The following is a 22,832-nucleotide window of genomic DNA, read 5'->3' as shown; positions in this document are numbered from 1 at the left end:
CAGCGTATATCTGATTAGCATTTGTTAAACCCTGCCTTGTCCGAATGGTAACCGGCTCAGACTGGATTAAATATCGGTATTATCTGAAACTTATCGCAGCATATTGACTAATGCAAATTTAGTCTTAACTGATAACCAAAGGCTGTTATTCAATCGATGTAATCTGTGTAACGATAACGTGATTGTCTGACTGTCGCACAATTGCCTGTGGTTAGGTATGCTAATTCGCTCCAGATAGCCGGCGCAAAATAATTTGAGGCTGATATGAAAATTCCAAAAAAACCTGACATCCTCAATATCACCGCCGTGGCACGTTCACGGTTATTCACCATTGAATCGGTCGATCTGACTTTCAGCAATGGTGCGCATCGCGTTTATGAGCGGATGAAGCCCTCAGAGCGTGAAGCGGTGATGATTGTGCCGATTATTGATGACCATCTGATCCTGATTCAGGAGTATGCCGTCGGACTGGAAACCTATGAGCTTGGTTTCCCCAAGGGGCTGATCGATTCAGGTGAAACCGTGAATGAAGCGGCAGTTCGCGAACTGAAAGAAGAGGTCGGTTTTGGTGCCGATCAGCTGACAACGCTGGGCAAACTCACCATGGCACCCTCCTACTTTTCCAGCAAAATGAACATTGTGGTGGCGGAAGGTCTTTACGCTGAAAAGCTTGAAGGCGATGAGCCGGAGCCGCTGATTGTCCACCGCTGGCCGCTGAGCGATATGATGTCGCTGCTGGATGAGCCCGATTTCCGCGAGGCACGTAATGTCAGTGCGCTGTTTATGGCGCGCGAATGGCTGGTGAAGCAGGGACGGCTGAGTTACTGAATATCATCTGTGACTGAATAAAAAAGGCCGACTGACGTCGGCCTTTTTTACAGTGCGGTTTCGTGGGTCACATCAGAACAGCTCGTGACTCTCACCGTTATCCATAATGGTGGTACCCACATCATGAACCGAATATTCGGTTGGCTGGGTGCCATTGATGAAGTACTCCTGACGGGTGTTACCCCCTCCATTTGCCAGCTTGCCGGTGCTGCGATCGATCGTCACCGTGACCACGCCATCCGGTGGTGTTAACGGCTGCACCGGTACGCCATCCAGCGCACTCTTCATGTACTCATCCCATGCAGGTTGTGCGCTCTTAGCACCGCCTTCATAGCCCGAAATCTGATCGGGAATGGCGCCGGAGAGCGTGCTGCGGCCCAGATTGCGGCGCGCATCATCAAAGCCGATCCAGACTGAGGTGACCACGCCAGGGCCGTAACCCGAGAACCAGGCATCTTTCGAGCTGTTAGTGGTACCGGTTTTACCGCCGATATCATTACGCTTAAGGTCACGCCCGGCACGCCAGCCTGTTCCCATCCAGCCCGGTTCGCCAAAGATGTTACTGTTCAGCGCGCTCTTGATCAGGAAGGTGAGCGGGGTGTTGATCACGTGGGGTGCATATTGCTGCTCACCCTGTTGTGCCTGAGCGGGAACCTGCTCCAGTTCAGGCTGAGGAACGGCCTGATTCTGGTTGTTATTTGAGGCAGCAACGTTCTCGACGCTCTCTTCATTCAGGGCCAGCGCTTTTTTGGTCTCGCCATAGATCACCGGCAGATTGCACTGCGGGCAGGCGATCTTCGGTTTCTCTTCAAATACGAGGCCGCCCTGTTCGTTCTCAATCCGGGTGATGAAGTAAGGATCGACCAGGAAGCCGCCATTCGCCATCACGGAGTAGCCGCGCACCACCTGTAACGGGGTAAACGAGGCCGCACCTAATGCCAGCGATTCGGTATGAACAATGTTCTGAGCCGGGAAACCAAAGCGCTGCAGATACTCAGCGGCGTAATCCACGCCCATCGCACGCATCGCACGCACCATCACCACGTTTTTCGACTGGCCTAAACCCTGACGCAGACGAATCGGACCATCGTAAGTTGGCGGGGAGTTCTTGGGACGCCAGTCAGCACCCGCACCCGCATCCCAGCGTGAAATCGGCACATCGTTAAGGATTGAGGCGAGCGTCAGCCCGCGATCCATTGCGGCGGTATAGAGGAAAGGCTTGATGTTAGAGCCGACCTGACGTAGCGCCTGGGTCGCACGGTTAAACATGCTCTGGTTAAAGGCAAAGCCGCCTACCAGCGCGCGCACCGCACCATCATTCGGATCCAGCGAGACCAGCGCCGAGTTCACATCCGGCACCTGGCCCAGCCACCACTCATCACCCACTTTGCGCACCCAGATCTGCTGGCCGGCCTGCAATACCTGCGTCACGCTTTTCGGCGTCGGGCCCTGCACGGTGTCAGACTTATAAGGACGCGCCCAGCGCACACCCGCTAATGCCAGCGACACATTGCTGCCATCTTTCAGCATCACGGTCGCTTCATCGCTGCGCGCTTCCGTTACGACTGCCGGATTGAGCGGACCATAGACCGGCAGCGTCTTCAGCGCTTTCTCAATCCTGGTCTGATCCCAGGCCGGTTCACCCACTTTCCACAGCACACTGGTCGGGCCGCGATAGCCATGACGCATATCGTAGGCCATGACGTTATTGCGAACGGAGGTCTGCGCGGCTTCCTGCAGGCGACGGGTCACGGTGGTGTAGACCTTGTAACCGTCGGTGTAGGCATTCTCACCGTAGCGTTTCACCATCTCCTGACGCACCATCTCGCTGAGATAGGGGGCAGAGAAAGCGATTTCCGGACCGTGATACTTCGCGACCAGCGGCGTATTACGCGCCTCATCATACTGCTGCTGCGTGATGTAATGCTGATCCAGCATACGCGCCAGCACCACGTTGCGGCGCGACAGGGCACGACTCGGCGAGTAAAGCGGGTTAAAGGTGGAAGGGGCTTTCGGCAGACCGGCAATCATCGCCATCTCACTCAGCGACAGCTGGTCAACCGGCTTACCAAAATAGACCTGTGAGGCTGCGCCAACGCCATAAGCACGGTAGCCGAGGTAGATCTTATTCAGGTAGAGCTCAAGTATTTCATCTTTGTTCAGCAACTGCTCAATGCGGATCGCCAGGAACGCTTCCTTTATTTTACGCATCAGGGTGCGTTCCGGGCTCAGGAAGAAGTTACGGGCCAGCTGCTGAGTGATAGTACTGGCACCCTGTGAGGCGTGACCGGAGACCAGCGCAACGCTGGCCGCACGGAAAATACCCACCGGATCAACACCATGGTGCTCATAAAAACGGCTATCTTCGGTCGCAATAAACGCTTTCACCATCACAGGTGGCACTTGCTGCAGAGTCAAAGGAATACGGCGCATTTCGCCATACTGGGCGATCAGATCGCCGTCGGCGCTGTAAACCTGCATAGGGGTTTGCAGACGCACATCTTTCAGCGTGTTTACGTCGGGCAGCTGTGGCTCTATGTATTTGTATAAACCATAAATCGAGCCAGCTCCCAACAGGATGCAACACACTGCAAGGATCAATAAATACTTTACGAACTTCACCTGGAATTTCCCATCTGTTGTCGTTTGAGCAGTTTATAAACAACCGCGCGGTAGTATAAAGGCAAGCCAGACGCTTTGATATGTCCATTTTCCCGGACGATAAGGAGATCGCGCGTATGGCTTTTCATACCTGGCAAATTGGGCTGGATATTCAGAATAGGCAGATTTGCGCCCTGGCCCTCCAGCCTCGTCGTGATGGCTGGCAGCTACGCCACTGGTGGCAGCAGCGGCTGCCGCAAGATACGTTAAGAAACGGCGTGCTGCAATCTTCGCCTGAATTACTGGCGGCCTTAACGACCTGGCGCCAGCGGTTGCCACGCCGTTATTCGCTGCGGGTCGGATTGCCTGCCCAGCTGGTGCTGCAGCGCCAGCTCCCCCTTCCTGCGCAGTCGCTGAAGGAGCCCGCGCTGGGGCACTACGTGCAGGCGGCCGCGCGCCGTCTCTTTCCGCTGGAGCCCGCTGCGCTGGCGCTTGATTACCGACCGGATGCGCAGAGCGGTCAGCTCTGCGTCACGGCAGCGCGGCTGGAGATTATCGACCAGTGGGCGGCACCCCTGTTGCAGGCAGGTTTAAAACCGCAGGTGTTCGAACTGACCACCGAGGCGCTGAAGCGGTTAGCCCGGCAGGCAGCGCTGCAGGACGATGCGGTACTGGTTCTGCAGCAGGATAACCGCTGGCTCTGGAGCGATGCGCACACCGCTGCTGACACAGGCGAAGCCACCACGCTGGAGGCACTGCAACGGCAGGCCTTTCCCGGGGCGCGTTCTGTCGCCTGGTGTACTGCAGAGCAGGCGCCGTTGCCTGCAGACGTTAGCGCGTTTTCCCCTTTTGATCTGTTTCGTTATAAGCAGCCACCTTTGCCGGAGAATCCGGGCGCTTTTGCGCTGGCGGCCGGGCTGGCGCTGCGCGACGGAGATGAGTGATGGTCGCGGTTAATCTGCTGCCCTGGCGGCAGCGCCGTCGGCAACAGCAGCGGCGACAGAGCCTGGTCGTGCTGTCACTGGCGACTGGCGCCCTGTTACTGGTGGTGATGCAGCAAACCTGGCGGATCCAGCAGACGCGTCAGCAGGTGGCGCAGGCGAGCAGGACGCAGCAGCAGGCACTGGAAAGCGTGGAGCAGCAGTTAGCCCAACAGAAGCAGTTACTGGAGCAGCTCGCGGTCGTGCAAAAACAGCAGGCGAAGCATCGCCAGCAGGCTGCACAACTGGCCGCCTGGCAGCAGTTCTGGCTCGATTTACCCGCGTTGCTGCCCGACACCGCCTGGCTGACCCGGCTGGAAAAGCGCGACAACCGTCTGACACTTGAGGGGCGGGCACAGGATATGGCGGCAGTCCGACAGTTCCGCCAGCAATTAACCACTGTGGCCCTGTTTGGTCTGGTGAAGCAGGGCGGGGTTAAGCGTCAGGCTGATGGCCATTATCGGTTTTCACTGCGGGCAGAGATGCAGGAGGTGAACAGTGAGTGAATGGTGGGATCGCTGGTGGCAGATGGCCGCTATTGCGCGCTATGGCTCGTTCGCCGCGCTCTTATCCGGTCTGCTGCTGCTCTCCTGGATCCTGTGGTTACGGCCACAGCAGCAGGCGCTCATTGCTGAACAGCATACGCTGTTGCAGTTGATCCGCACTCTGCAGCAGCGCCAGCACCAGTGGCGTCAGAACCCCGATAATGCACAGTTGCAGGCGCAGCTGCAGTCGATACAGATCGCGAGATCAGCATCTGCATCGGGCCGTGCAGTGGAAGAGATCCTGGCGGCACGCCGTAGCCAGCTGGATGAGTGGCAGCCGGACGCCCCCTCACGCATGCTGACGCTGCATCTGCAGTGGCCGGCGTTCCAGTCGCTTTTTGCCGAGCTGGCCCAGGCCTCCGCACCGTTTCCGGTGCATTTCCAGCTGCTGGCGCAGCCGCAGTACCTGGTGGCTCAACTCTGGCTGGAACCTGACGATGCGCCATAGTCTGCTGATTTTACTGTTGTGCTGTGGCGGCGTGCTGGCGCGCGATCCGTTCCGGCCTGTAGCCGGTTCCGTCTGTGAGGCGACAGTGGAACCGCTCACGGGCTGGCGTCTGCAGGGGATTATTGGCCGGGAGGCGCATTTCCATGCCTGGCTGCTGACCCCGCAGGGAGAGAGTATTACGGCCCGCACCGGCAAGCCATTTCCATTCGCACCCTGGCAACTGGCGGATATGACCCGCCGCAGCCTCACCTTAGCGGTGCCGAATAGCTGCAACGCACAACAGGCCGCATTTTATTTAAAAGGACGTTCGCATGATAAGGATAACCACTCTGCTGCTACTAAGCTGCCTGCTGCCGGTTTACGCCGCTGATGAGGAGCCTCTCAGTCTGACTTTTGATAACGCCCCGGTAGAGCGTATTTTGCAGGCGCTGGCTGACTATCAGCAGATCAATCTGATGATTGCGCCAGAGGTTGAAGGTTCGTTATCGCTGCGGCTGGATAACCTGCCCTGGCATCAGGCGCTGGACCTGGTGGCACGCATGGCAAAGCTGACGCTGGTTGAACAGGATAATGTCCTGCTGGTCTATCCGGAAAGCTGGCAGCAGGCTCAGCAGCAGGCACGTGAGGCTGAGCAGCAGTCGCAGTTGCAGCAGGTTCCTTTGCAACAGCGCGCTGTGATATTGCGTTATGCCAGCGCCAGCGAGGTATATGCCAGCCTGCTGAGTGAGCGTCAGTCGCTGATGACACCGCGCGGTAGCGTGACGGTCGACAAACGCACCAACGCATTGTTACTGCGCGATAGTGCGGCGGCTTTAAAAGAGACGGAGCGCTGGATACGGGCGCTGGATCTGCCACTGGAACAGATTGAGCTGTCAGCCCACATCGTTACTATCAGCGAGGAGCATCTGCAGGAGCTGGGCGTGAAGTGGGGATTGCAGGCGGGGGACGCCGCAGTAAATGATATCCTGCATCATCCCCGGCTGGATGTTCCGCTGGCGGTGAGTTCACCCGGCATCAGCGTGGGAATGGCGCTGGCGCGCATCGGAGGGCAGCTTCTGGATCTGGAGTTAAGTGCGCTGGAGCAGGAGAACCAGATTGAAATCATCGCCAGTCCGCGCCTCTTTACCTCACATCAGCAGACCGCTTCGATTAAGCAGGGCACAGAAATTCCTTATGAAGTGTCGGCAGGAAACAGCGGTGCCACCAGTATTGAGTTTAAAGAAGCGGTACTGGGTATGGAGGTGACACCGACGATTTCCGGCAATGGCCGCATCCAGCTGAAGATCCATATCAGTCAGAATATGCCGGGTCGCAGCATCAGAACCGGCGATAGCGACATATTATCCATCGATAAACAGGAAATTGAGACTCAGGTCACGGTCAGTGACGGGCAAACACTGGCGTTAGGCGGTATCTTTCAGCAGCAGCGCACCCGCGGACAGAATCAGGTGCCGCTACTGGGAAATGTGCCGCTGATTGGCGGGTTGTTTCGCCAGCAATCTGATCAGCGCAAAAAAAGAGAGCTGGTGATCTTTATTACGCCGCGATTGGTCAGGGAAGCAGCGCTTACGGCTGGATAAAACGGAAAATGCGTCCCTTAAGGCCATCTGCGTTGACGCAGGAGAGGAATTAGCTTACAAGGTTTAGCGATTTTCAATACGGTGTAACCGTCTATGCTGGGTAAATCCCGGCAAACAGATCAGAAAACTCCTCTGTACGCAGCGTTGTAAAGACGCAGCGCTGGCGCGTTACAGTTTCGCGAACACAGGCCAATTCAGAAATGGATGTGCTGAAGGCAATATAATCGGTTGCCAAACAGCCTTGAGTGTTGAGATAATTTTTCATCTGACTCTTGCTAACGCTCATGAGGTCTCAGTTCCTGTCCCGCCAGCAAATGCTGAACGCGGGGTATCATTAACGAATTCTTAGTAATACCGACAAAATGGCAGAGAAACGCAATATCTTTCTGGTTGGGCCGATGGGTGCCGGCAAAAGCACTATTGGCCGTCAGTTGGCTCAGCAACTCAACATGGAGTTCTTCGATTCCGATCAGGAAATTGAGCGACGCACCGGAGCGGATGTGGGCTGGGTTTTTGATGTCGAAGGCGAAGCTGGCTTTCGCGATCGCGAAGAAAAAATCATTAACGAACTGACCGAGAAGCAAGGCATCGTCCTGGCGACAGGCGGTGGTTCCGTCAAATCCCGGGAAACGCGTAATCGTCTCTCCGCCCGCGGTGTTGTGGTTTATCTTGAAACCACCATCGAGAAGCAACTGGCGCGCACCCAACGTGACAAAAAACGTCCGTTGCTGCAGGTGGATTCACCGCCGCGTGAAGTGCTCGAAGCGCTGGCTGGCGAACGTAACCCGCTCTACGAAGAGATCGCCGATGTAACCATTCGCACAGATGATCAGAGTGCGAAAGTGGTGGCGAATCAGATTATCCACATGTTGGAAAAAAGTTGATCCAACGTTCGAAGGCTCCTTAACAGGTATCGGGCATCATGGAGAAGATCACCGTCTCACTGGGGGAACGCAGTTACCCCATCACTATCGCTGCCGGACTGTTTAACGATCCGGCTTCTTTTTGGCCGCTAACCGCGGGCGAAAACGCCATGGTGGTGACAAACCAGACGCTGGCTCCGCTTTATCTTGACCAGCTGACTGCGCTGCTGACGGCGGCAGGTGTAAAAGTGGATCAGGTGATCTTACCCGACGGCGAGCAATATAAGACGCTGGCCGTGATGGATCAGGTTTTTACCGCGCTCCTGCAAAAGCCGCACGGTCGTGATACGACGCTTATCGCCTTAGGCGGCGGCGTCATTGGCGATCTTACCGGTTTTGCTGCGGCCAGTTATCAGCGTGGCGTACGCTTTATTCAGGTACCGACCACCTTACTGTCGCAGGTCGACTCTTCGGTTGGCGGCAAAACGGCCGTTAACCATCCGCTGGGCAAAAACATGATCGGCGCGTTTTATCAACCCGCGTCGGTGGTGATTGATACTGCCTGTCTGCAGACGTTGCCCGCGCGCGAACTGGCGTCGGGTCTGGCGGAAGTGATTAAGTACGGCATCATCCTCGACGGTGCGTTTTTCCAGTGGCTGGAGCAGAATCTTGATGCCCTGCTGGCGCTGGATGAACAGGCGCTGGCGTACTGCATTCGTCGCTGCTGTGAACTGAAAGCCGAAGTCGTGGCCGCCGATGAACGTGAAAACGGTCAGCGGGCGTTGCTGAATCTGGGCCATACTTTTGGTCATGCGATTGAAGCACACATGGGCTATGGCAACTGGCTGCACGGTGAAGCGATTGCAGCGGGCATGGTGATGGCGGCACGCACGGCTGAACGCCTGGGGCAGTTCCAGGCACAGGAGACGGACCGCATTATTGCTCTGTTCCTGCGTGCCGGTTTGCCGGTACATGGGCCGGAGGCGATGAGTGCGGAGATGTATCTGCCGCACATGATGCGCGATAAGAAAGTTCTGGCGGGCGAATTGCGGCTGGTACTCCCGCTGTCGATTGGCCGCTCTGAAGTGCGTGGTGGCGTGGCACATGATATGGTGCTGGCTGCAATTAATGATTGTCAGCAATCCTGAGATTAAGCAGTTGAGTGGTGACGCGGCGCGCAGGGTGCGCAGTGCGGAATGCCGCTTTACGGAGGAGGCAAAATGGATGAGTTTAAACCGGAAGATGAGTTAAAACCTGACGCCAGCGATCGCCGTCCCTCGCGCCCTCGTAAGTCGTCTCCCGCAGCCAAAATACCGGTTTCGCGCCAGCGCATCATGATGGGTGTCGGGATCCTGGTTCTGCTGTTACTGGTACTGGGTATTGGTTCGGCGCTGAATGGCCCGGATGAGAAAAAACCTGCGACTGCGGGCAACACGCCTGCCGCTGGCGGCGGTTCCGGCAGTGAGAAGAATATCGACCTGGCCGGCTCCTCTTCCATGTCAGGTGGACAGACGACGCCAACCGGCGGGCAGACCACGCCAGCTACCAGCGAAAATAACGCGGCGACCAGCGGTAATGCTGCGTCTGACCCGCAGCGCGACGTCTCAATGCCGCCTGTGGCTTCAACGCCTACGCAGGCCGCCCCTGTTGAGACGCCAGCAAATCAGCAGCGTGTCACGCTGCCGGGCGATCTGAACAGCGCGCTGAGTAATCAGCAGCAGCAGGTCGACAGTGCCGCGATGGGCACGCAGGGTGGCAGTTCACTGCCAACGGCGCCTGCCACGGTCAGCGGCAATGCCGGAACGGCTGCGAATCCGGTTACGGCCCCAGCAGGCCGTCAGACGCCAAACAAATCAAATGCTTCTGCACGTCCGGCGCACGATTCATCGCATAAAACTGCCTCGAAGCCTGCAACCCGTGACAGCAAAACACATACCACGCCAGCACGCACGCCAGCCCCTTCTGCTCCGGCCACTGCGGCGGCAGGCAGCAGTTCAGCCAGCAAATCATTGCCAGGCGGCAGCTATACCCTGCAGCTGAGCGGTGCATCGAAGGCGGAAAGCCTGAATGCCTGGGCTAAGCAGCAGAATCTGAGTGGGTATCACGTCTACAAAACCACCCGTAACGGTCAGTCGTGGTACGTGCTGGTGAGTGGTTCCTATGCCACACCGGCTGATGCCAAACGCGCGGTAGCCTCACTGCCTGCCGAAGTGCGTGCGAAGAACCCGTGGGTTAAACCAGTAAGCCAGGTGAAGAAAGAAGCCAGCCAATAGCGGATGTGGGGCCAGTTTCTGGCCCCGTTTTAAGCGCAGATCTGCTGTCGGTCCAGCCACAGCCTCACAATAAGATGTAATAACCACGACAGCATGAAAAAAAATCGCGCTTTCCTGAAATGGGCAGGGGGAAAATTTCCCTTAGTAGAAGAGATCCATCGCCATCTGCCGCAAGGCGACTGTCTGGTAGAACCCTTTGTTGGCGCGGGTTCGGTGTTTCTGAACACTGAATTTGATCGCTACCATCTGGCTGATATCAACAGTGACCTGATTAATCTCTATAACATTGTTAAAACGCGCACGGCGGATTTCATCCGTGACGCGCAGCTGCTGTTTACGCCGGAAAGTAACAACGAGATCTGTTATTACCAGCGTCGCACCGAATTTAACACCAGCACCGACGCCTACCTGCGCGCGCTGTTGTTCCTCTATCTGAACCGTCACTGTTACAACGGCCTCTGTCGCTATAACCTGCGTGGCGAGTTCAACGTGCCGTTTGGCCGCTATCGCAAACCCTACTTTCCGGAAGCAGAACTGTTATGGTTTGCCGAGCGTGCGCAAAAAGCGACGTTTGTCTGTGAATCGTACGATGTTACCCTGACCAATGCCGGTAAAGGCTCGGTAGTCTATTGCGATCCGCCTTATGCGCCGCTGTCGGCAACGGCCAATTTCACGGCTTATCACACCAACAGCTTCAGCCTGCGTGAGCAGGAGAACCTGGCGGCGTTAGCGGCAAAGCTGGCTTCGTCGGAGGACCGGATTCCGGTACTGATTTCTAACCACGACACTGCACTGACGCGTTTATGGTATCAGGATGCAGAGTTACATGTGGTCAAAGCCCGGCGTTCTATCAGCCGAAGCATAACGGGTCGCACCAAGGTCGACGAACTGCTGGCACTTTATAGCTAGTCTGTTTCGTCCGCGACCAACGCATTACGCCAGCCTGCGTGCTGGCGCACAACAGTGGGAGAATCGGATGAAACAATATTTGCTGGCCCCTTCAATCCTTTCGGCGGACTTTGCTCGCCTGGGCGAAGACACAGCCAAAGCGCTGGCGGCCGGAGGTGACGTGGTTCACTTCGACGTGATGGACAACCACTACGTGCCTAATCTGACCATGGGTCCGATGGTGCTGAAAGCACTGCGCGACTATGGCATCACTGCCCCCATCGATGTGCATCTGATGGTGAAGCCGGTAGATGCGCTGATCCCTGATTTCGCCAAAGCGGGTGCCACCTACATCACCTTTCATCCCGAAGCCAGCGAACACGTTGACCGCACCCTGCAAATCATCAAAGAGCATGGCTGCAAAGCGGGTCTGGTGTTTAACCCGGCGACCCCGCTGAGCTACCTCGATTACGTCATGGATAAGCTGGATATCATTCTGCTGATGTCAGTGAACCCCGGCTTTGGCGGTCAGTCATTTATTCCTGGCACACTGGATAAACTGCGTGAAGCGCGCAGGCGTATCGATCAGAGCGGTTACAGCATTCGCCTTGAAGTGGATGGCGGCGTGAAGATCGACAACATTGGCCAGATCGCTGCCGCCGGTGCCGACATGTTTGTCGCCGGTTCCGCGATCTTCGGTCACCCTGACTATAAAAAAGTGATCGACGATATGCGCAACGAACTGGAGAAGGCCAATGGCTCATTTCACTGATATTCGTGCGCTGGCGTTTGATCTTGATGGGACACTGGTGGATAGCGCACCCGGCCTGGCCGATGCGATTGACCGCACGCTGAACGATCTCCGTCTGCCGCAGGCGGGCCTTGAGCGTGTCTCAACCTGGATTGGCAACGGCGCGGATATCATGATGGCCCGCGCGCTGACCTTCGCGCTGGGCCGTGAGCCGCAGCCGGAAGAGCAGCGTGATGCGCGGGCACTGTTTGACCGGCATTATGCCGATACCGTGGATGCGGGCAGTACGCTGTTTCCACAGGTAAAGAAGACGCTGGCCGCATTAAAGGCTGCCGGGCTGCCGATGGCGATAGTCACCAACAAGCCGACGCCGTTTGTGGCACCGCTGCTGGAGTCGCTTGGCATTGCTGATGCGTTTTCGCTGATTATCGGTGGCGACGATGTGCCGGTTAAAAAACCGCATCCTGCGGCAATTTTTATGGTGCTGGGCACCTTTGGTGTGTTGCCGAATGAGTTGCTGTTTGTCGGCGACTCACGCAATGATATCCAGGCGGCGCAGGCGGCGGGCGTACCCAATATCGGCATGACCTTTGGCTATAACTATGGCGAGCCGATTGCCACCAGCCAGCCCGATTTAACCCTCGACTCTTTCGACGAACTTTTGCCCGCTCTGGGGCTGTAAATATCAGGACATAAGTATGAAACCCATCGTTTTCAGCGGCGCACAGCCGTCCGGCGAACTGACCATTGGCAACTATATGGGAGCGCTGCGTCAGTGGGTGCAGATGCAGGATGATTTCCACTGCATTTATTGCATCGTTGATCTGCATGCGATCACCGTGCGTCAGGATCCTGTTGCACTGCGTAAAGCGACGCTGGACACGCTGGCGCTCTATCTGGCCTGTGGTATCGACCCGCAAAAAAGCACCATCTTCGTTCAGTCGCATGTGCCAGAGCACACGCAGCTGAGCTGGATCCTGAACTGCTACGCCTACTTCGGTGAACTGAGCCGCATGACGCAGTTCAAGGATAAATCAGCGCGTTACGAAGAGAACATTAACGCCGGTCTGTTCGACTATCCGGTGCTGATGGCGGCTGACATTCTGCTCTATCAGACCCATCAGGTGCCGGTGGGTGAAGATCAGAAGCAGCATCTGGAGCTGAGCCGCGATATCGCGCATCGCTTCAATGCGATCTACGGCGATATCTTCAAAGTACCAGAGCCGTTGATTCCGAAGTCTGGCGCGCGCGTGATGTCGCTGCTGGAACCGACGAAGAAGATGTCCAAGTCTGACGATAACCGCAATAACGTGATCGGCCTGCTGGAAGATCCGAAAGCGGTCGTGAAGAAGATTAAACGCGCCGTCACCGATTCTGAAGAGCCGCCAGTGGTGCGCTACGATATCAAAGAGAAAGCGGGCGTCTCTAACCTGCTGGATATTCTGTCGGGCGTGACCGGTAAAACTATCGCCGAGCTGGAGCAGGAGTTCGAAGGCAAGATGTATGGTCACCTGAAGGGCGCAGTAGCCGATGCTGTGTCGGGTATGCTCTCTGAGCTGCAGGAGCGTTATCACAGCTTCCGCAACGATGAAGCACTGCTGGAGCAGGTGATGCGTGATGGCGCGGCCAAAGCACGCGCACAGGCGCAGGAAACGCTGAAGAAGGTGTATCAGGCGGTAGGCTTTGTCGCGATGCCGTAATGGCTGAGCAGACAACCAGGACGGCGGGCATTGTGCCCGCCGTTTTTATTTGCCGGACTCAGAACCAGCGCAGACTGTCGCGCAGACTTACCACGCTGCCGATGATCATCAGGCCGGGACTGGTCACCTGACCGGCTAACGCTTCCAGCTCGCTCAGTGTCCCGGTGACCACGCGTTGACGCGTAGTGGTGCCGTTTTCCACCAGCGCCACCGGCATATCGCTGCGCATACCGTGCTTTATCAGCTGCTGCTGAATCTCTCCGGCCTGCGTGAGCCCCATATAAAAGACCAGCGTCTGCTGTTCCGCCGCCAGCGTCTGCCAGGCGAGCGAGCCCTCTTTCTGCAGGTGTCCGGTAACCAGTCTGACGCTCTGCGCATGATCGCGGTGGGTCAGGGGAATACCGCTGTAAGCCGCACAGCCCGATGCGGCGGTGATCCCCGGCACCACGCTGAACGGAATCTGCCGCTGCGCCAGCGCTTCCAGCTCTTCACCGCCGCGACCAAAGATAAAGGGATCGCCGCCTTTCAGCCGCACGACCCGTTTTCCACGCTGCGCCTGTTCGCAGAGCAGCTGGTTGATCTCATCCTGCGGCACGCAGTGATGTCCGGCGCGTTTCCCGACAAAAATGCGCTCGGCATCGCGGCGCACCAGATTCAGGATCTCATCAGAGACCAGCCGGTCATAAACGATGACGTCTGCCTGCTGGATCAGCTGTAAGCCTTTCAGGGTCAGTAATCCGGCATCACCCGGACCGGCACCAACCAGTGCCACTTCACCCTGTTGGTGAAGGTCAGCGTTAAAGAGCTGGTCGGTAATCTGCTCCGCGCGTTCACTGTCGCCGTTGGCCAGCGTCTGGGCCAGCCGCTCGCTGTTAAAGAAGCGTTCCCAGAAGTGGCGGCGGGCACTGACAGAGCTGAATTGCTGTTTCACCCGCGCGCGCAGAGTGCCTGCCAGCTGAGCCAGCTGGCCAAGGTGTTGCGGCAGCATCGCCTCCAGCTTCTCCCGCAACAGGCGCGCCAGTACCGGCGCGCGTCCACCGGAAGAGACGGCGACCATCAGCGGGGAACGATCGATAATCGACGGCATAATGGCGCTGGCCTGCTGCGGCGCATCCACCAGATTGCAGAAGATCTGCTGTTTTTCGGCGGCTTCAGCCACCTGCTGATTAACCGCATCATCGCTGGTCGCGGCGACCACCAGCCAGCAGCCGGTGAGCCAGTGCGGATCAAACGCCCCTGGCAGCAGCGTGATGGTTTCCTGCTGCGCCCATTGCCGGAAGGCGGGGGAGAAATCAAGGGCACCGACCAGTAGTTCGGCGCCGGCCTCCAGTAGCAGGCGGGCTTTCCGCTCAGCCACGTCACCTGCGCCGACCAGCAGGCAGCGTCGGCCCTGCAGGCGGCAGAATAAGGGGAAGTAGTCCATCAGACGTCCTTAAAAAAGCCCGCGGAGGCGGGCTGTTGACGGGAGTTACAGGCAGACTTCAACCTGTCCGGCATTGACCCGCACCGGCCAGGCCGCCACGGAGCGCGTTTCATCCTCCATGCAGTAGCCATCGCTAAGACGGAAATGCTGCTTTTTCAGCGGGCTGGCAACCCAGAGCGCATCCTGATGTTCAGCAATAATGCCGCGTGACAGCACGCTGGCATCGGCAAACGGATCGATATTGCTGATGGCATAGAGCTGCTCATCGTTGCGGGGACGGAAGATTGCAACCTGCTGGCCTTTGACCAGCGCGCAGACGCCCGTAGCGGGCAGGATCTGCGTCAGCGGGCACACCGGATTCCACTGGCTCATGATTCGGTCTCCTCAATCAGGGTCACGGCAATGCGTTCATCGGCGCGTGCCGGGCGGTGCTGGTCGCGCTCCGCGACCCGCTGCACGCCAGGATCGCGTTGCGGCGAGTTGATAAAGTGGGCAAAGCGCGTCAGGTGATCCTTATCTTCCAGCGTCGCTTTCCATTCGCAGCTGACGCTGGTACGCAGGGCGGCCAGCTGCTGCTCCATCTGGCTGTTGAGGCCAAGTTTGTCATCCACGATCACCTTACGCAGATAGTCGATGCCGCCTTCCAGACTCTCCAGCCACAGCGAGGTGCGCTGCAGTTTGTCGGCAGTGCGGATATAGAACATCATTAAACGGTCGAGATAGGTGACCAGCGTCTGCTGATCGAGATCGGCCGCCAGCAGATCGCCATGGCGCGGCTTCATGCCGCCGTTGCCGCAGACGTAAAGGTTCCACCCTTTTTCCGTCGCGATAATGCCGACATCTTTGCCCTGTGCTTCCGCACATTCGCGGGTGCAACCAGAGACGCCAAACTTCATCTTGTGCGGCGTACGGATGCCTTTGTAGCGGTTCTCCAGCATCACGCCGAAGCCGAGGCTGTCACCCACGCCATAACGGCACCAGGCGCTGCCAACGCAGGTTTTCGCCATGCGCAGCGCCTTGGCGTAGGCCTGGCCGGTTTCAAATCCGGCGTCGATCAGCTGTGACCAGATGGCGGGCAGATCGTCTTTCTGCGCGCCAAACAGACCGATGCGCTGAGAGCCGGTAATTTTGGTGTAGAGCTGATAGCGCTCGGCGATCTCGCCAATTACTTTCAGTCCCTGGGGCGTGATTTCACCGCCGGGCGAGCGCGGGATCACCGAGTAGGTGCCATCTTTCTGGATGTTGCCAAGGTAGAGGTCGTTGCTGTCCTGTAACGGCGCGTGCTGGGGTTTGAGCACATATTCATTCCAGCAGGAGGCGAGCAGTGAGCCAACCACCGGCTTGCACACTTCACAGCCATAACCCTGACCATAGCGGGCCAGCAGTTCGTCAAAGGTTTTAATCTCCTCTACCTGAATCAGGTGATAAAGCTCCTGACGTGACCAGGCGAAGTGGGCGCAAAGATGGTTATTGACCTCAATGCCCTGACGGCTGAGTTCACTGTTGAGAACCTGGGTGATCAGTGGGATACAGCCGCCGCAACCGGTGCCGGCACGGGTGCTGCTTTTCAGTGCTGCCACGGTATGACAGCCACCCTGTACCGCCTTAATGATGTCGCCTTTACTGACGTCAAAACAGGAGCAGATTTGTGCGGTATCAGGCAGAGAATCGACGCCGATGGCCGGTTTATCCCCGCTGCCGGCTGGCAGAATCAGTGCTTCCGGATTAGCAGGCAGCGGAATACCATTCAGCACCAGCTGCAGCAGGTTGCCATAGTCGCTGGTGTCGCCCACCAGGACGGCACCCAGCAGGGTTTTCTGATCTTCGCTGATAATCAGGCGCTTGTAGATCGATTTGCTCTCATCCAGCCAGACCACGCTGCGAGCGCCTGGCGTGGTGCCGCGCGCATCGCCAATGCCGCCAACATCAACACCCAGCAGCTTCAGTTTGGCGCTCATGTCCGCGCCGGTAAACGCATTGTCGCGGCCCAGCAGATGGTCGCTGGCGACCTGGGCCATTTTGTAACCCGGCGCCACCAGGCCATAGACACGATTCTGCCAGGCAGCGCACTCACCGATAGCGTAGATGGTGGGATCGCTGGTCCGGCACTGGTCATCAATGGCGATGCCGCCGCGCGGCCCCAGTGCTAATCCACACTGTTTCGCCAGTTTGTCCTGCGGGCGAATGCCGGTGGAGAAGACGATGAAATCGACCTCCAGCGCGCTGCCATCAGCAAACTGCAGCGTTTTGCCGCCGTGTTCGTGATGCACAATCTGTTGGGTGTTTTTACCGGTGTGGACCCGTACACCCATCTGCTCAATCTTGCGACGTAGCTGCTCACCGCCTTGCTGATCTAACTGCTCCGCCATCAGCACCGGCGCAAATTCAATAACGTGGGTTTCAATGCCCAGATTTTTCAGTGCGCCCGCCGCTTCCAGCCCCAGCAGGCCGCCGCCAATCACCGCGCCGCGTTTGCTGCGGCGCGAACAGGCTTCGATGGCGTTGAGATCTTCGATGGTGCGATAGACAAAGCAGTCGCTGCCTTCGGCACCGTTAATTGGCGGGATCCACGGATAAGAGCCGGTGGCAAAAATCAGCGTATCGTAATGCACCGCGCGACCGGTACTGGAGTGGATGAGCTTCTCATCACGGTTAATGGTGATGGCGCGTTCACCCAGCAGCAGATTGACCTGATGTTTGTCGTAATAGCCTTCACGAACCAGCGACAATTCTTCAGCGGTGTGATGGGAAAAGTAGGCGGACAGGTGGACACGATCATAGGCGACACGGGGTTCTTCACAAAAGACGGTCAGCGAAAACTGGTCAGGTTCCGCTTTCTCTAGTAATTCTTCTATGAAGCGGTGGCCGACCATGCCGTTACCGATAACGACGACATTGTGCTTGCTCATTTTTGCCTCAAATTTGCGATATCTGCGGCTACAATAGCGCGCCGTTTCTGGCACTTATTGATATACATCAACCACGACGCCATATACCCATTAAGAGGTATATGGTTGATTTGAAATAATTTTTTCTGGTGCGGATAACCCGCTGATTATTCGGGCTTGCGGCGGGTCACCTGAATCGTGTTAGTTTTAAAACACAAAACCGGAAAAGGAGTCGGCAATGATGTCACCTAAGTGGATCAATAACGTGCGTTTACCCTGGCGGGATGGGTTATGGCAGATCGCCATCGCCGATGGCAAAATTGCCCGGCTCTCAGCCCAGCCGCAGCACGCTTCACCGGCGGATGAATCGCTGGACGGCGAGGGTGGCTTAGCCTGCGCGCCTTTTATTGAGCCGCATATTCATCTGGATACCACCCAGACCGCTGGCGAACCCGCGTGGAACCAGTCCGGGACGCTGTTTGAAGGCATTGAGCGCTGGGCTGAACGCAAAGCCATGCTCAGTCATGAAGATGTTAAGCGGCGGGCGATGCAGACGCTGAAGTGGCAGATTGCCAACGGCATTCAGTTTGTCCGTACTCATGTTGACGTTTCTGACCCGTCACTGACGGCGCTTAAAGCGATGCTGGAGCTAAAGGCGGAGATGGCGCCGTGGATCACTATCCAGATTGTTGCTTTTCCCCAGGAGGGTATTCTCTCTTATCCCAACGGTGAAGCGTTGCTGGAGGAGGCATTGCGGCTGGGCGCGGATGTGGTCGGCGCGATCCCGCATTACGAATTTACCCGTGAATATGGCGTTGAGTCGCTGCATAAAACCTTTGCGCTGGCTAACCGCTACGATCGGCTGATCGATGTTCACTGCGATGAGATCGATGATGAACAGTCGCGCTTTGTGGAAACCGTGGCGGCGCTGGCGCATCGCGATGGCAACGGCGCGCGCGTGACGGCCAGTCATACCACCGCGATGCACTCTTACAATGGCGCGTATACCTCACGACTTTTTCGACTGCTTAAGCTGTCGGGCATTAATTTTGTCGCGAATCCGCTGGTCAATATTCACCTGCAGGGCCGCTTTGATACCTACCCTAAGCGGCGCGGCATTACGCGGGTGAAAGAGATGCTGGAGGCGGAGATTAACGTCTGTTTCGGCCACGACGATGTGTTCGATCCCTGGTATCCGCTGGGCACCGCCAGCATGCTGCAGGTGCTGCATATGGGCTTACACGTCTGTCAGTTGATGGGCTATGAGCAGATTGATGCGGGGCTGGATCTGATTACGCATAACAGCGCGAAGACGCTGCAGCTGTCAGGCTATGGCATTCAGACCGGCAACGATGCCAGCCTGATTATTCTGCCGGCAGAGAGTGGTTTTGATGCAGTAAGAAGACAGGTTCCGGTGCGCTACTCGCTGCGTCGCGGCATCGTGGTGGCAGAGACAAAGCCCGCAGAAAGCGAGATTTACTGGCGGGAGCGGGAGCGGATAGACTTCCGGCGTTAAACAGCAGGGCGGCGATCAATCGCCGCCCTGAATGATTAATGCGTAACGTGACCGTGCGAGCGATGTTTAGTGACCAGCCCCAGCAGGACACACATTACAAACACCACCGCGTAGAGGCCGTTGGCGGTGACCAGCGCCGTGTGCACGCCGCTCTTCTCAACAATCGGCGCGGTCACCACGAAGGTCAGCATGGTGCCGACGGTGCCGCAGGTCAGAATAAAGTTCACCAGTTTCGGTGACGCCACTTTGGTCTGCAGCGAGCCGAGCGTGATGATGGTGGTGTAAATTGCGCTGGAGCTGAAGCCCAACACCATAATGATCCACTTCAGCATGCTGGCATCGCTGCTGCTGACGAACCAGTACATCAGTACGGTAGCCAGTCCCGCCAGTACCATCAGAATGCGTTGCAGATCGAAGAAGCGCAGCAGGAAGCTGAAGGCCCACATACCCACCATATACGCGGTCCAGAAGCTGCCCACCAGTTGTCCGGCATCGTTAATATTCATGCCCATGACTTTGGTGGCATATTCCGGCACCCAGGAGATAAAGCCAAGCTGGCCCAGAATGTAGCAGAGCGCCGCCACTGCCAGCAGCAGCACGCCCACACCCCATTTTTCTTTCTCAACTGTCGGGCTGTTTTCGGGCTTACGCAGCACCGGGAACTCGACAAACAGCGTCATGATGAAGATCGCGACGTAGATAAAGCCGATGCAGACGTAGACCCAGTACCACGGCAGCTGACGCGCAAGCAGAATCCCCGCCAGCACCGGAAACAGCGTGCCCGCCATGCTGAAGAAGGAGTCGGTAAACAGCAGGCGCGAACCGCGCTGGCGGCCTTCATACATATGGGTGATCAGGAAGGTGCCGATCGACATAGTAATGCCGCTGACCACGCCCAGCACAAACATACAGAGCGAGAAGACGGTCAGATCGCGGCTGGTCATCAACCCGATTATCGCCAGTACCATCAGGACGAAGCCGAAAATCAGCTGACGCTTCAGTGGCACAATCACCATCAGCCAGGCGTTCAGGAAAACCGCCGCCAGGATGCCGCTGTTGAGGAAGGTGAAGGTATTACTCATGCTGGAGATGGGGATCTGGAAATCTTTTGCGATATCGCCCATTACCATGCCGGTAACAATCACCAGCGCGCCGGTAAGCGCGTAGGAGAAGAAGCTTATCCAGGTGAGGCCAATACGATTACGGTTTGTCATGTTCTGAACCTGTTGAGAACCGGGTGCCAAAAAGTGTCAGAAAGTGTAAACGGAACCGTGATCTTAATAAACAACCAGTGAAACCAGAGATCCATATTTCATGGGTTGTGTGATTTTAATCACGTAATTGCCGGGGTTTAACGTTTGCTCCCCCCATTTGCTGCCACAGCGTAAATATAGGTAAAACGCTGGCTCCTGGAATAGAGTCTCTTTACAATCAATCACGTTTTTGTGCCCGCTCTCCCAGGTAAGGAATCTTTCATGTTTAAACGTACTTTAACAGCGGCCATCACCCTGTTAGCGCTCTCTTCCGTTTCCGCCCAGGCGCTGGCTGCAAAAGGTGACACCCACGTTCTGCTCACCACCTCCGCCGGCAATATCGAACTCGAACTGAATAACCAGAAAGCGCCGGTTTCTGTGAAAAACTTCGTTGATTACGTCAACAACGGTTTTTACAACAACACCATTTTTCACCGCGTGATCCCGGGTTTTATGGTGCAGGGTGGGGGCTTCACTACGGACATGCAGCAGAAGCAGACCAACGCGCCAATCAAGAATGAAGCGGATAATGGCCTGCGTAACCTGCGCGGCACGATTTCCATGGCGCGAACCGCCGATAAAGACAGTGCGACCAGCCAGTTCTTCCTCAACGTCGCGGATAATGCATTCCTCGATCACGGACAGCGCGATTTTGGCTATGCCGTATTTGGTAAGATTGTGAAAGGTCAGGATGTGGTTGAAAAAATTTCTCAGGTACCGACCAAAGATGTGGGTCCTTACCAGAATGTTCCATCCAAACCGGTAGTTATCCTCTCCGCCAAAGTCCTGCCTTAAGTCCGTTCGTCGCCATCTGCGGATGGCGACCGCCTGCCGCATCCGGCAAAGCCAGAATTTGCTCTTATACTTAGGGCAAAAACCTGAGCAGGAGGCGGCATGGCGAACAAACTCACCGAAAAACAGAAGGTCACCCTGTGGCGACAGCGGCGTAGCGCCAGCTATCAGGCCAGCTGTCGGCTGGAAGGCTTCTCGCCAAATGAAACCAGCGTAAACAGCGATGATGCGGCCGCACGTCTGGCGTCACTGAGGAGGCAATATGGACTCTAATACCGCCGTCAGCCAGGATCCCTACCTGTGGCAGCATGACAATGTGCTGAAAAACCTGCCCGATATTCACGATGCCGCGCAGCTGCGTAAGGCGGAGCTGAGTTTTAGTGCGGCGCGTGCCGCCACGCTGGAGCTGGGCCCACGTAATCCTGGACTGCCTTACCTGCGCCAGATCCACCGTACGCTGTTTCAGGACGTCTACAGCTGGGCTGGTGAACTGCGCACTATCGATATCTGGCGCGATGAGACGCCGTTCTGTCATTTCGAATATATCGAAAAGGAAGGTAACGCCCTGATGGCCGCGCTGGAGGAGGAGAAGGGACTCGTTGACCTGCCACGTGACGCGTTTATTGAGCGTGTTGCCCACTACTACTGCGAAATCAATATGTTGCATCCTTTCCGCCACGGCAACGGTCGGGCGCAGCGGATTTTCTTTGAACAGCTGGCGCTGCATGCCGGTTATCTGCTCTCCTGGGAAGAGACTGACGCTGAAAGCTGGAAAGCGGCGAATCAGGCTGGTGTGGCCGGAGACCTGACTCTGCTGGAGCAGGTATTCGCGAAAGTGGTGAGCGAGGCGGCTTAACCGCGTAGAATAGCGGCGCGGGTAATTATTCTGGACTGGCCATGCTGCTGCTTATCGACAATTACGACTCCTTTACCTGGAATCTTTATCAATATTTCTGCGAGCTGGGCGCGCAGGTTCGGGTGGTGCGCAATGATGCCATCACGCTGGAGCAGATGGCGGCGTTACCGCTGACTCATCTGGTGATCTCCCCTGGTCCCTGTACGCCGTCGGAGTCAGGCATTTCGCTGGCGGCGATCCGGCATTTCGCCGGTCAGCTGCCGGTGCTGGGCGTCTGTCTGGGCCATCAGGCAATTGCGCAGGCGTATGGCGCGCAGGTCGTGCGTGCGCGTCAGGTGATGCACGGCAAAACCTCTGCGATTCAGCACACTGGCCAGGGCGTGTTCCGCACTCTGAATAATCCACTAACCGTGACCCGCTACCATTCGCTGATTGTACAGCGCGGCTCCCTGCCAGATGCCTTCGAGGTGACTGCCTGGACGATGCGTGACGGCGAGCCTGACGAAATTATGGGATTCCGCCATAAAACCCTGGCGCTGGAAGGCGTGCAGTTCCATCCCGAAAGCATTCTCAGCGAGCAGGGACATCAGCTGCTGCGCAATTTCCTTGAGCAATAAGTTGCCTTTGAGTGATTTTTTATGCATATT

At 56.9% G+C, this 22,832-nt stretch carries 24 protein-coding genes; 18 read left to right on the top strand and 6 right to left on the bottom strand.

The features are described 5' to 3' along the window. Nucleotides 1-264: 264 nt before the first annotated feature. Nucleotides 265-828 (top strand): ADP compounds hydrolase NudE, encoded by a 564-nt coding sequence (nudE, locus tag GVJ63_RS16120; protein WP_010253151.1) that lies wholly within the window; start codon nt 265-267, stop codon nt 826-828. Between the two features lie 72 nt (nt 829-900). On the opposite strand, the gene mrcA is transcribed toward nudE, so the two are convergent. Further along, nucleotides 901-3,450 (bottom strand): peptidoglycan glycosyltransferase/peptidoglycan DD-transpeptidase MrcA, encoded by a 2,550-nt coding sequence (mrcA, locus tag GVJ63_RS16115; RefSeq protein ID WP_033773014.1) that lies wholly within the window; start codon nt 3,448-3,450, stop codon nt 901-903. Nucleotides 3,451-3,566: 116 nt separating this feature from the next. Between mrcA and pilM the strand changes: the two genes are divergently transcribed. The 5 genes from pilM to hofQ are packed head-to-tail and all read left to right on the top strand — an operon-like array spanning nt 3,567 to nt 6,982. Further along, the gene (pilM, locus tag GVJ63_RS16110; RefSeq protein WP_159227117.1) at nt 3,567-4,373 is read left to right on the top strand and encodes a type IV pilus biogenesis protein PilM; all 807 of its coding nucleotides are present in this window, start codon (nt 3,567-3,569) and stop codon (nt 4,371-4,373) included. Further along, nucleotides 4,373-4,915, top strand: coding sequence for a PilN domain-containing protein (locus tag GVJ63_RS16105; protein ID WP_061901981.1), 543 nt, complete (start codon nt 4,373-4,375; stop codon nt 4,913-4,915). The genes pilM and GVJ63_RS16105 overlap by 1 nt, the downstream gene beginning before the upstream one ends. Beyond that, nucleotides 4,908-5,402 carry a hypothetical protein gene (locus GVJ63_RS16100; protein ID WP_061901982.1) on the top strand — a complete coding sequence of 165 codons (495 nt, stop codon included), beginning with the start codon at nt 4,908-4,910 and terminating at the stop codon, nt 5,400-5,402. The genes GVJ63_RS16105 and GVJ63_RS16100 overlap by 8 nt, the downstream gene beginning before the upstream one ends. Next, nucleotides 5,392-5,772 (top strand): DNA utilization family protein, encoded by a 381-nt coding sequence (locus tag GVJ63_RS16095; RefSeq protein ID WP_061901983.1) that lies wholly within the window; start codon nt 5,392-5,394, stop codon nt 5,770-5,772. Before GVJ63_RS16100 ends, GVJ63_RS16095 begins: the two co-directional genes overlap by 11 nt. Continuing rightward, on the top strand, nt 5,714-6,982 hold the full coding sequence (hofQ, locus tag GVJ63_RS16090) for a DNA uptake porin HofQ (protein WP_159227116.1): 1,269 nt from the start codon (nt 5,714-5,716) through the stop codon (nt 6,980-6,982). Before GVJ63_RS16095 ends, hofQ begins: the two co-directional genes overlap by 59 nt. 91 nt (nt 6,983-7,073) lie before the next feature. Here hofQ and GVJ63_RS16085 read toward each other — a convergent pair whose 3' ends face one another. Next, nucleotides 7,074-7,247, bottom strand: coding sequence for a hypothetical protein (locus tag GVJ63_RS16085; protein WP_223265993.1), 174 nt, complete (start codon nt 7,245-7,247; stop codon nt 7,074-7,076). Nucleotides 7,248-7,344: 97 nt separating this feature from the next. Here GVJ63_RS16085 and aroK point away from each other — a divergent pair, with 97 nt between their 5' ends. The 7 genes from aroK (at nt 7,345) to trpS (ending at nt 13,457) form a co-directional block, all read left to right on the top strand. Further along, nucleotides 7,345-7,866, top strand: a complete 522-nt coding sequence (gene aroK, locus GVJ63_RS16080; protein ID WP_003852989.1) for a shikimate kinase AroK — start codon at nt 7,345-7,347, stop codon at nt 7,864-7,866. Between the two features lie 38 nt (nt 7,867-7,904). Beyond that, nucleotides 7,905-8,993, top strand: a complete 1,089-nt coding sequence (gene aroB, locus GVJ63_RS16075) for a 3-dehydroquinate synthase (protein ID WP_010253124.1) — start codon at nt 7,905-7,907, stop codon at nt 8,991-8,993. 72 nt (nt 8,994-9,065) lie between these two features. Then, nucleotides 9,066-10,118, top strand: coding sequence for an SPOR domain-containing protein (locus tag GVJ63_RS16070; RefSeq protein ID WP_022624046.1), 1,053 nt, complete (start codon nt 9,066-9,068; stop codon nt 10,116-10,118). A gap of 93 nt (nt 10,119-10,211) precedes the next feature. Next, complete coding sequence (gene dam, locus GVJ63_RS16065; protein WP_010671570.1) at nt 10,212-11,027, top strand: adenine-specific DNA-methyltransferase; 816 nt, start codon at nt 10,212-10,214, stop codon at nt 11,025-11,027. 67 nt (nt 11,028-11,094) lie between these two features. Then, entirely contained in the window at nt 11,095-11,778 is a 684-nt protein-coding gene (rpe, locus tag GVJ63_RS16060; RefSeq protein WP_010253116.1) for a ribulose-phosphate 3-epimerase, read from the top strand. Beyond that, nucleotides 11,762-12,439 carry a phosphoglycolate phosphatase gene (locus GVJ63_RS16055; RefSeq protein WP_132499656.1) on the top strand — a complete coding sequence of 226 codons (678 nt, stop codon included), beginning with the start codon at nt 11,762-11,764 and terminating at the stop codon, nt 12,437-12,439. Before rpe ends, GVJ63_RS16055 begins: the two co-directional genes overlap by 17 nt. Nucleotides 12,440-12,455: 16 nt before the next feature. Next, entirely contained in the window at nt 12,456-13,457 is a 1,002-nt protein-coding gene (trpS, locus tag GVJ63_RS16050) for a tryptophan--tRNA ligase (RefSeq protein WP_010253111.1), read from the top strand. Between the two features lie 58 nt (nt 13,458-13,515). On the opposite strand, the gene cysG is transcribed toward trpS, so the two are convergent. The 3 genes from cysG to nirB are packed head-to-tail and all read right to left on the bottom strand — an operon-like array spanning nt 13,516 to nt 17,789. Then, nucleotides 13,516-14,880, bottom strand: a complete 1,365-nt coding sequence (gene cysG, locus GVJ63_RS16045) for a siroheme synthase CysG (RefSeq protein ID WP_159227115.1) — start codon at nt 14,878-14,880, stop codon at nt 13,516-13,518. Nucleotides 14,881-14,925: 45 nt separating this feature from the next. After that, nucleotides 14,926-15,252 (bottom strand): nitrite reductase small subunit NirD, encoded by a 327-nt coding sequence (nirD, locus tag GVJ63_RS16040; protein WP_159227114.1) that lies wholly within the window; start codon nt 15,250-15,252, stop codon nt 14,926-14,928. Beyond that, on the bottom strand, nt 15,249-17,789 hold the full coding sequence (gene nirB / locus GVJ63_RS16035) for a nitrite reductase large subunit NirB (RefSeq protein ID WP_159227113.1): 2,541 nt from the start codon (nt 17,787-17,789) through the stop codon (nt 15,249-15,251). Before nirB ends, nirD begins: the two co-directional genes overlap by 4 nt. Before the next feature lie 217 nt (nt 17,790-18,006). Between nirB and GVJ63_RS16030 the strand changes: the two genes are divergently transcribed. Further along, on the top strand, nt 18,007-19,284 hold the full coding sequence (locus GVJ63_RS16030) for a cytosine deaminase (RefSeq protein ID WP_031593898.1): 1,278 nt from the start codon (nt 18,007-18,009) through the stop codon (nt 19,282-19,284). Between the two features lie 35 nt (nt 19,285-19,319). Here GVJ63_RS16030 and tsgA read toward each other — a convergent pair whose 3' ends face one another. Continuing rightward, nucleotides 19,320-20,498, bottom strand: coding sequence for an MFS transporter TsgA (gene tsgA / locus GVJ63_RS16025; protein WP_022624051.1), 1,179 nt, complete (start codon nt 20,496-20,498; stop codon nt 19,320-19,322). Nucleotides 20,499-20,759: 261 nt separating this feature from the next. On the opposite strand from tsgA, the gene ppiA reads away from it, so the two are divergent. The 4 genes from ppiA (at nt 20,760) to GVJ63_RS16005 (ending at nt 22,802) form a co-directional block, all read left to right on the top strand. Beyond that, the gene (gene ppiA, locus GVJ63_RS16020; RefSeq protein WP_003852970.1) at nt 20,760-21,332 is read left to right on the top strand and encodes a peptidylprolyl isomerase A; all 573 of its coding nucleotides are present in this window, start codon (nt 20,760-20,762) and stop codon (nt 21,330-21,332) included. A 99-nt stretch (nt 21,333-21,431) separates the two neighbouring features. After that, a complete protein-coding gene (locus tag GVJ63_RS16015; protein ID WP_010253095.1) occupies nt 21,432-21,602 on the top strand; it encodes a YhfG family protein in 171 nt (56 codons plus the stop codon). After that, complete coding sequence (locus GVJ63_RS16010; protein WP_010253092.1) at nt 21,592-22,185, top strand: putative adenosine monophosphate-protein transferase Fic; 594 nt, start codon at nt 21,592-21,594, stop codon at nt 22,183-22,185. The genes GVJ63_RS16015 and GVJ63_RS16010 overlap by 11 nt, the downstream gene beginning before the upstream one ends. Before the next feature lie 41 nt (nt 22,186-22,226). Beyond that, nucleotides 22,227-22,802, top strand: coding sequence for an aminodeoxychorismate/anthranilate synthase component II (locus tag GVJ63_RS16005; RefSeq protein ID WP_033768095.1), 576 nt, complete (start codon nt 22,227-22,229; stop codon nt 22,800-22,802). Nucleotides 22,803-22,832: the final 30 nt, after the last annotated feature.

It is taken from the genome of Pantoea sp. 18059 (genome assembly GCF_902706165.1).
In the GTDB taxonomy this organism is placed as follows: Bacteria; Pseudomonadota; Gammaproteobacteria; order Enterobacterales; family Enterobacteriaceae; genus Pantoea; species Pantoea agglomerans.
The sequence above is the reverse complement of the archived record's forward strand: the minus strand, read 5'-3'. Positions and strand labels throughout refer to the sequence as shown.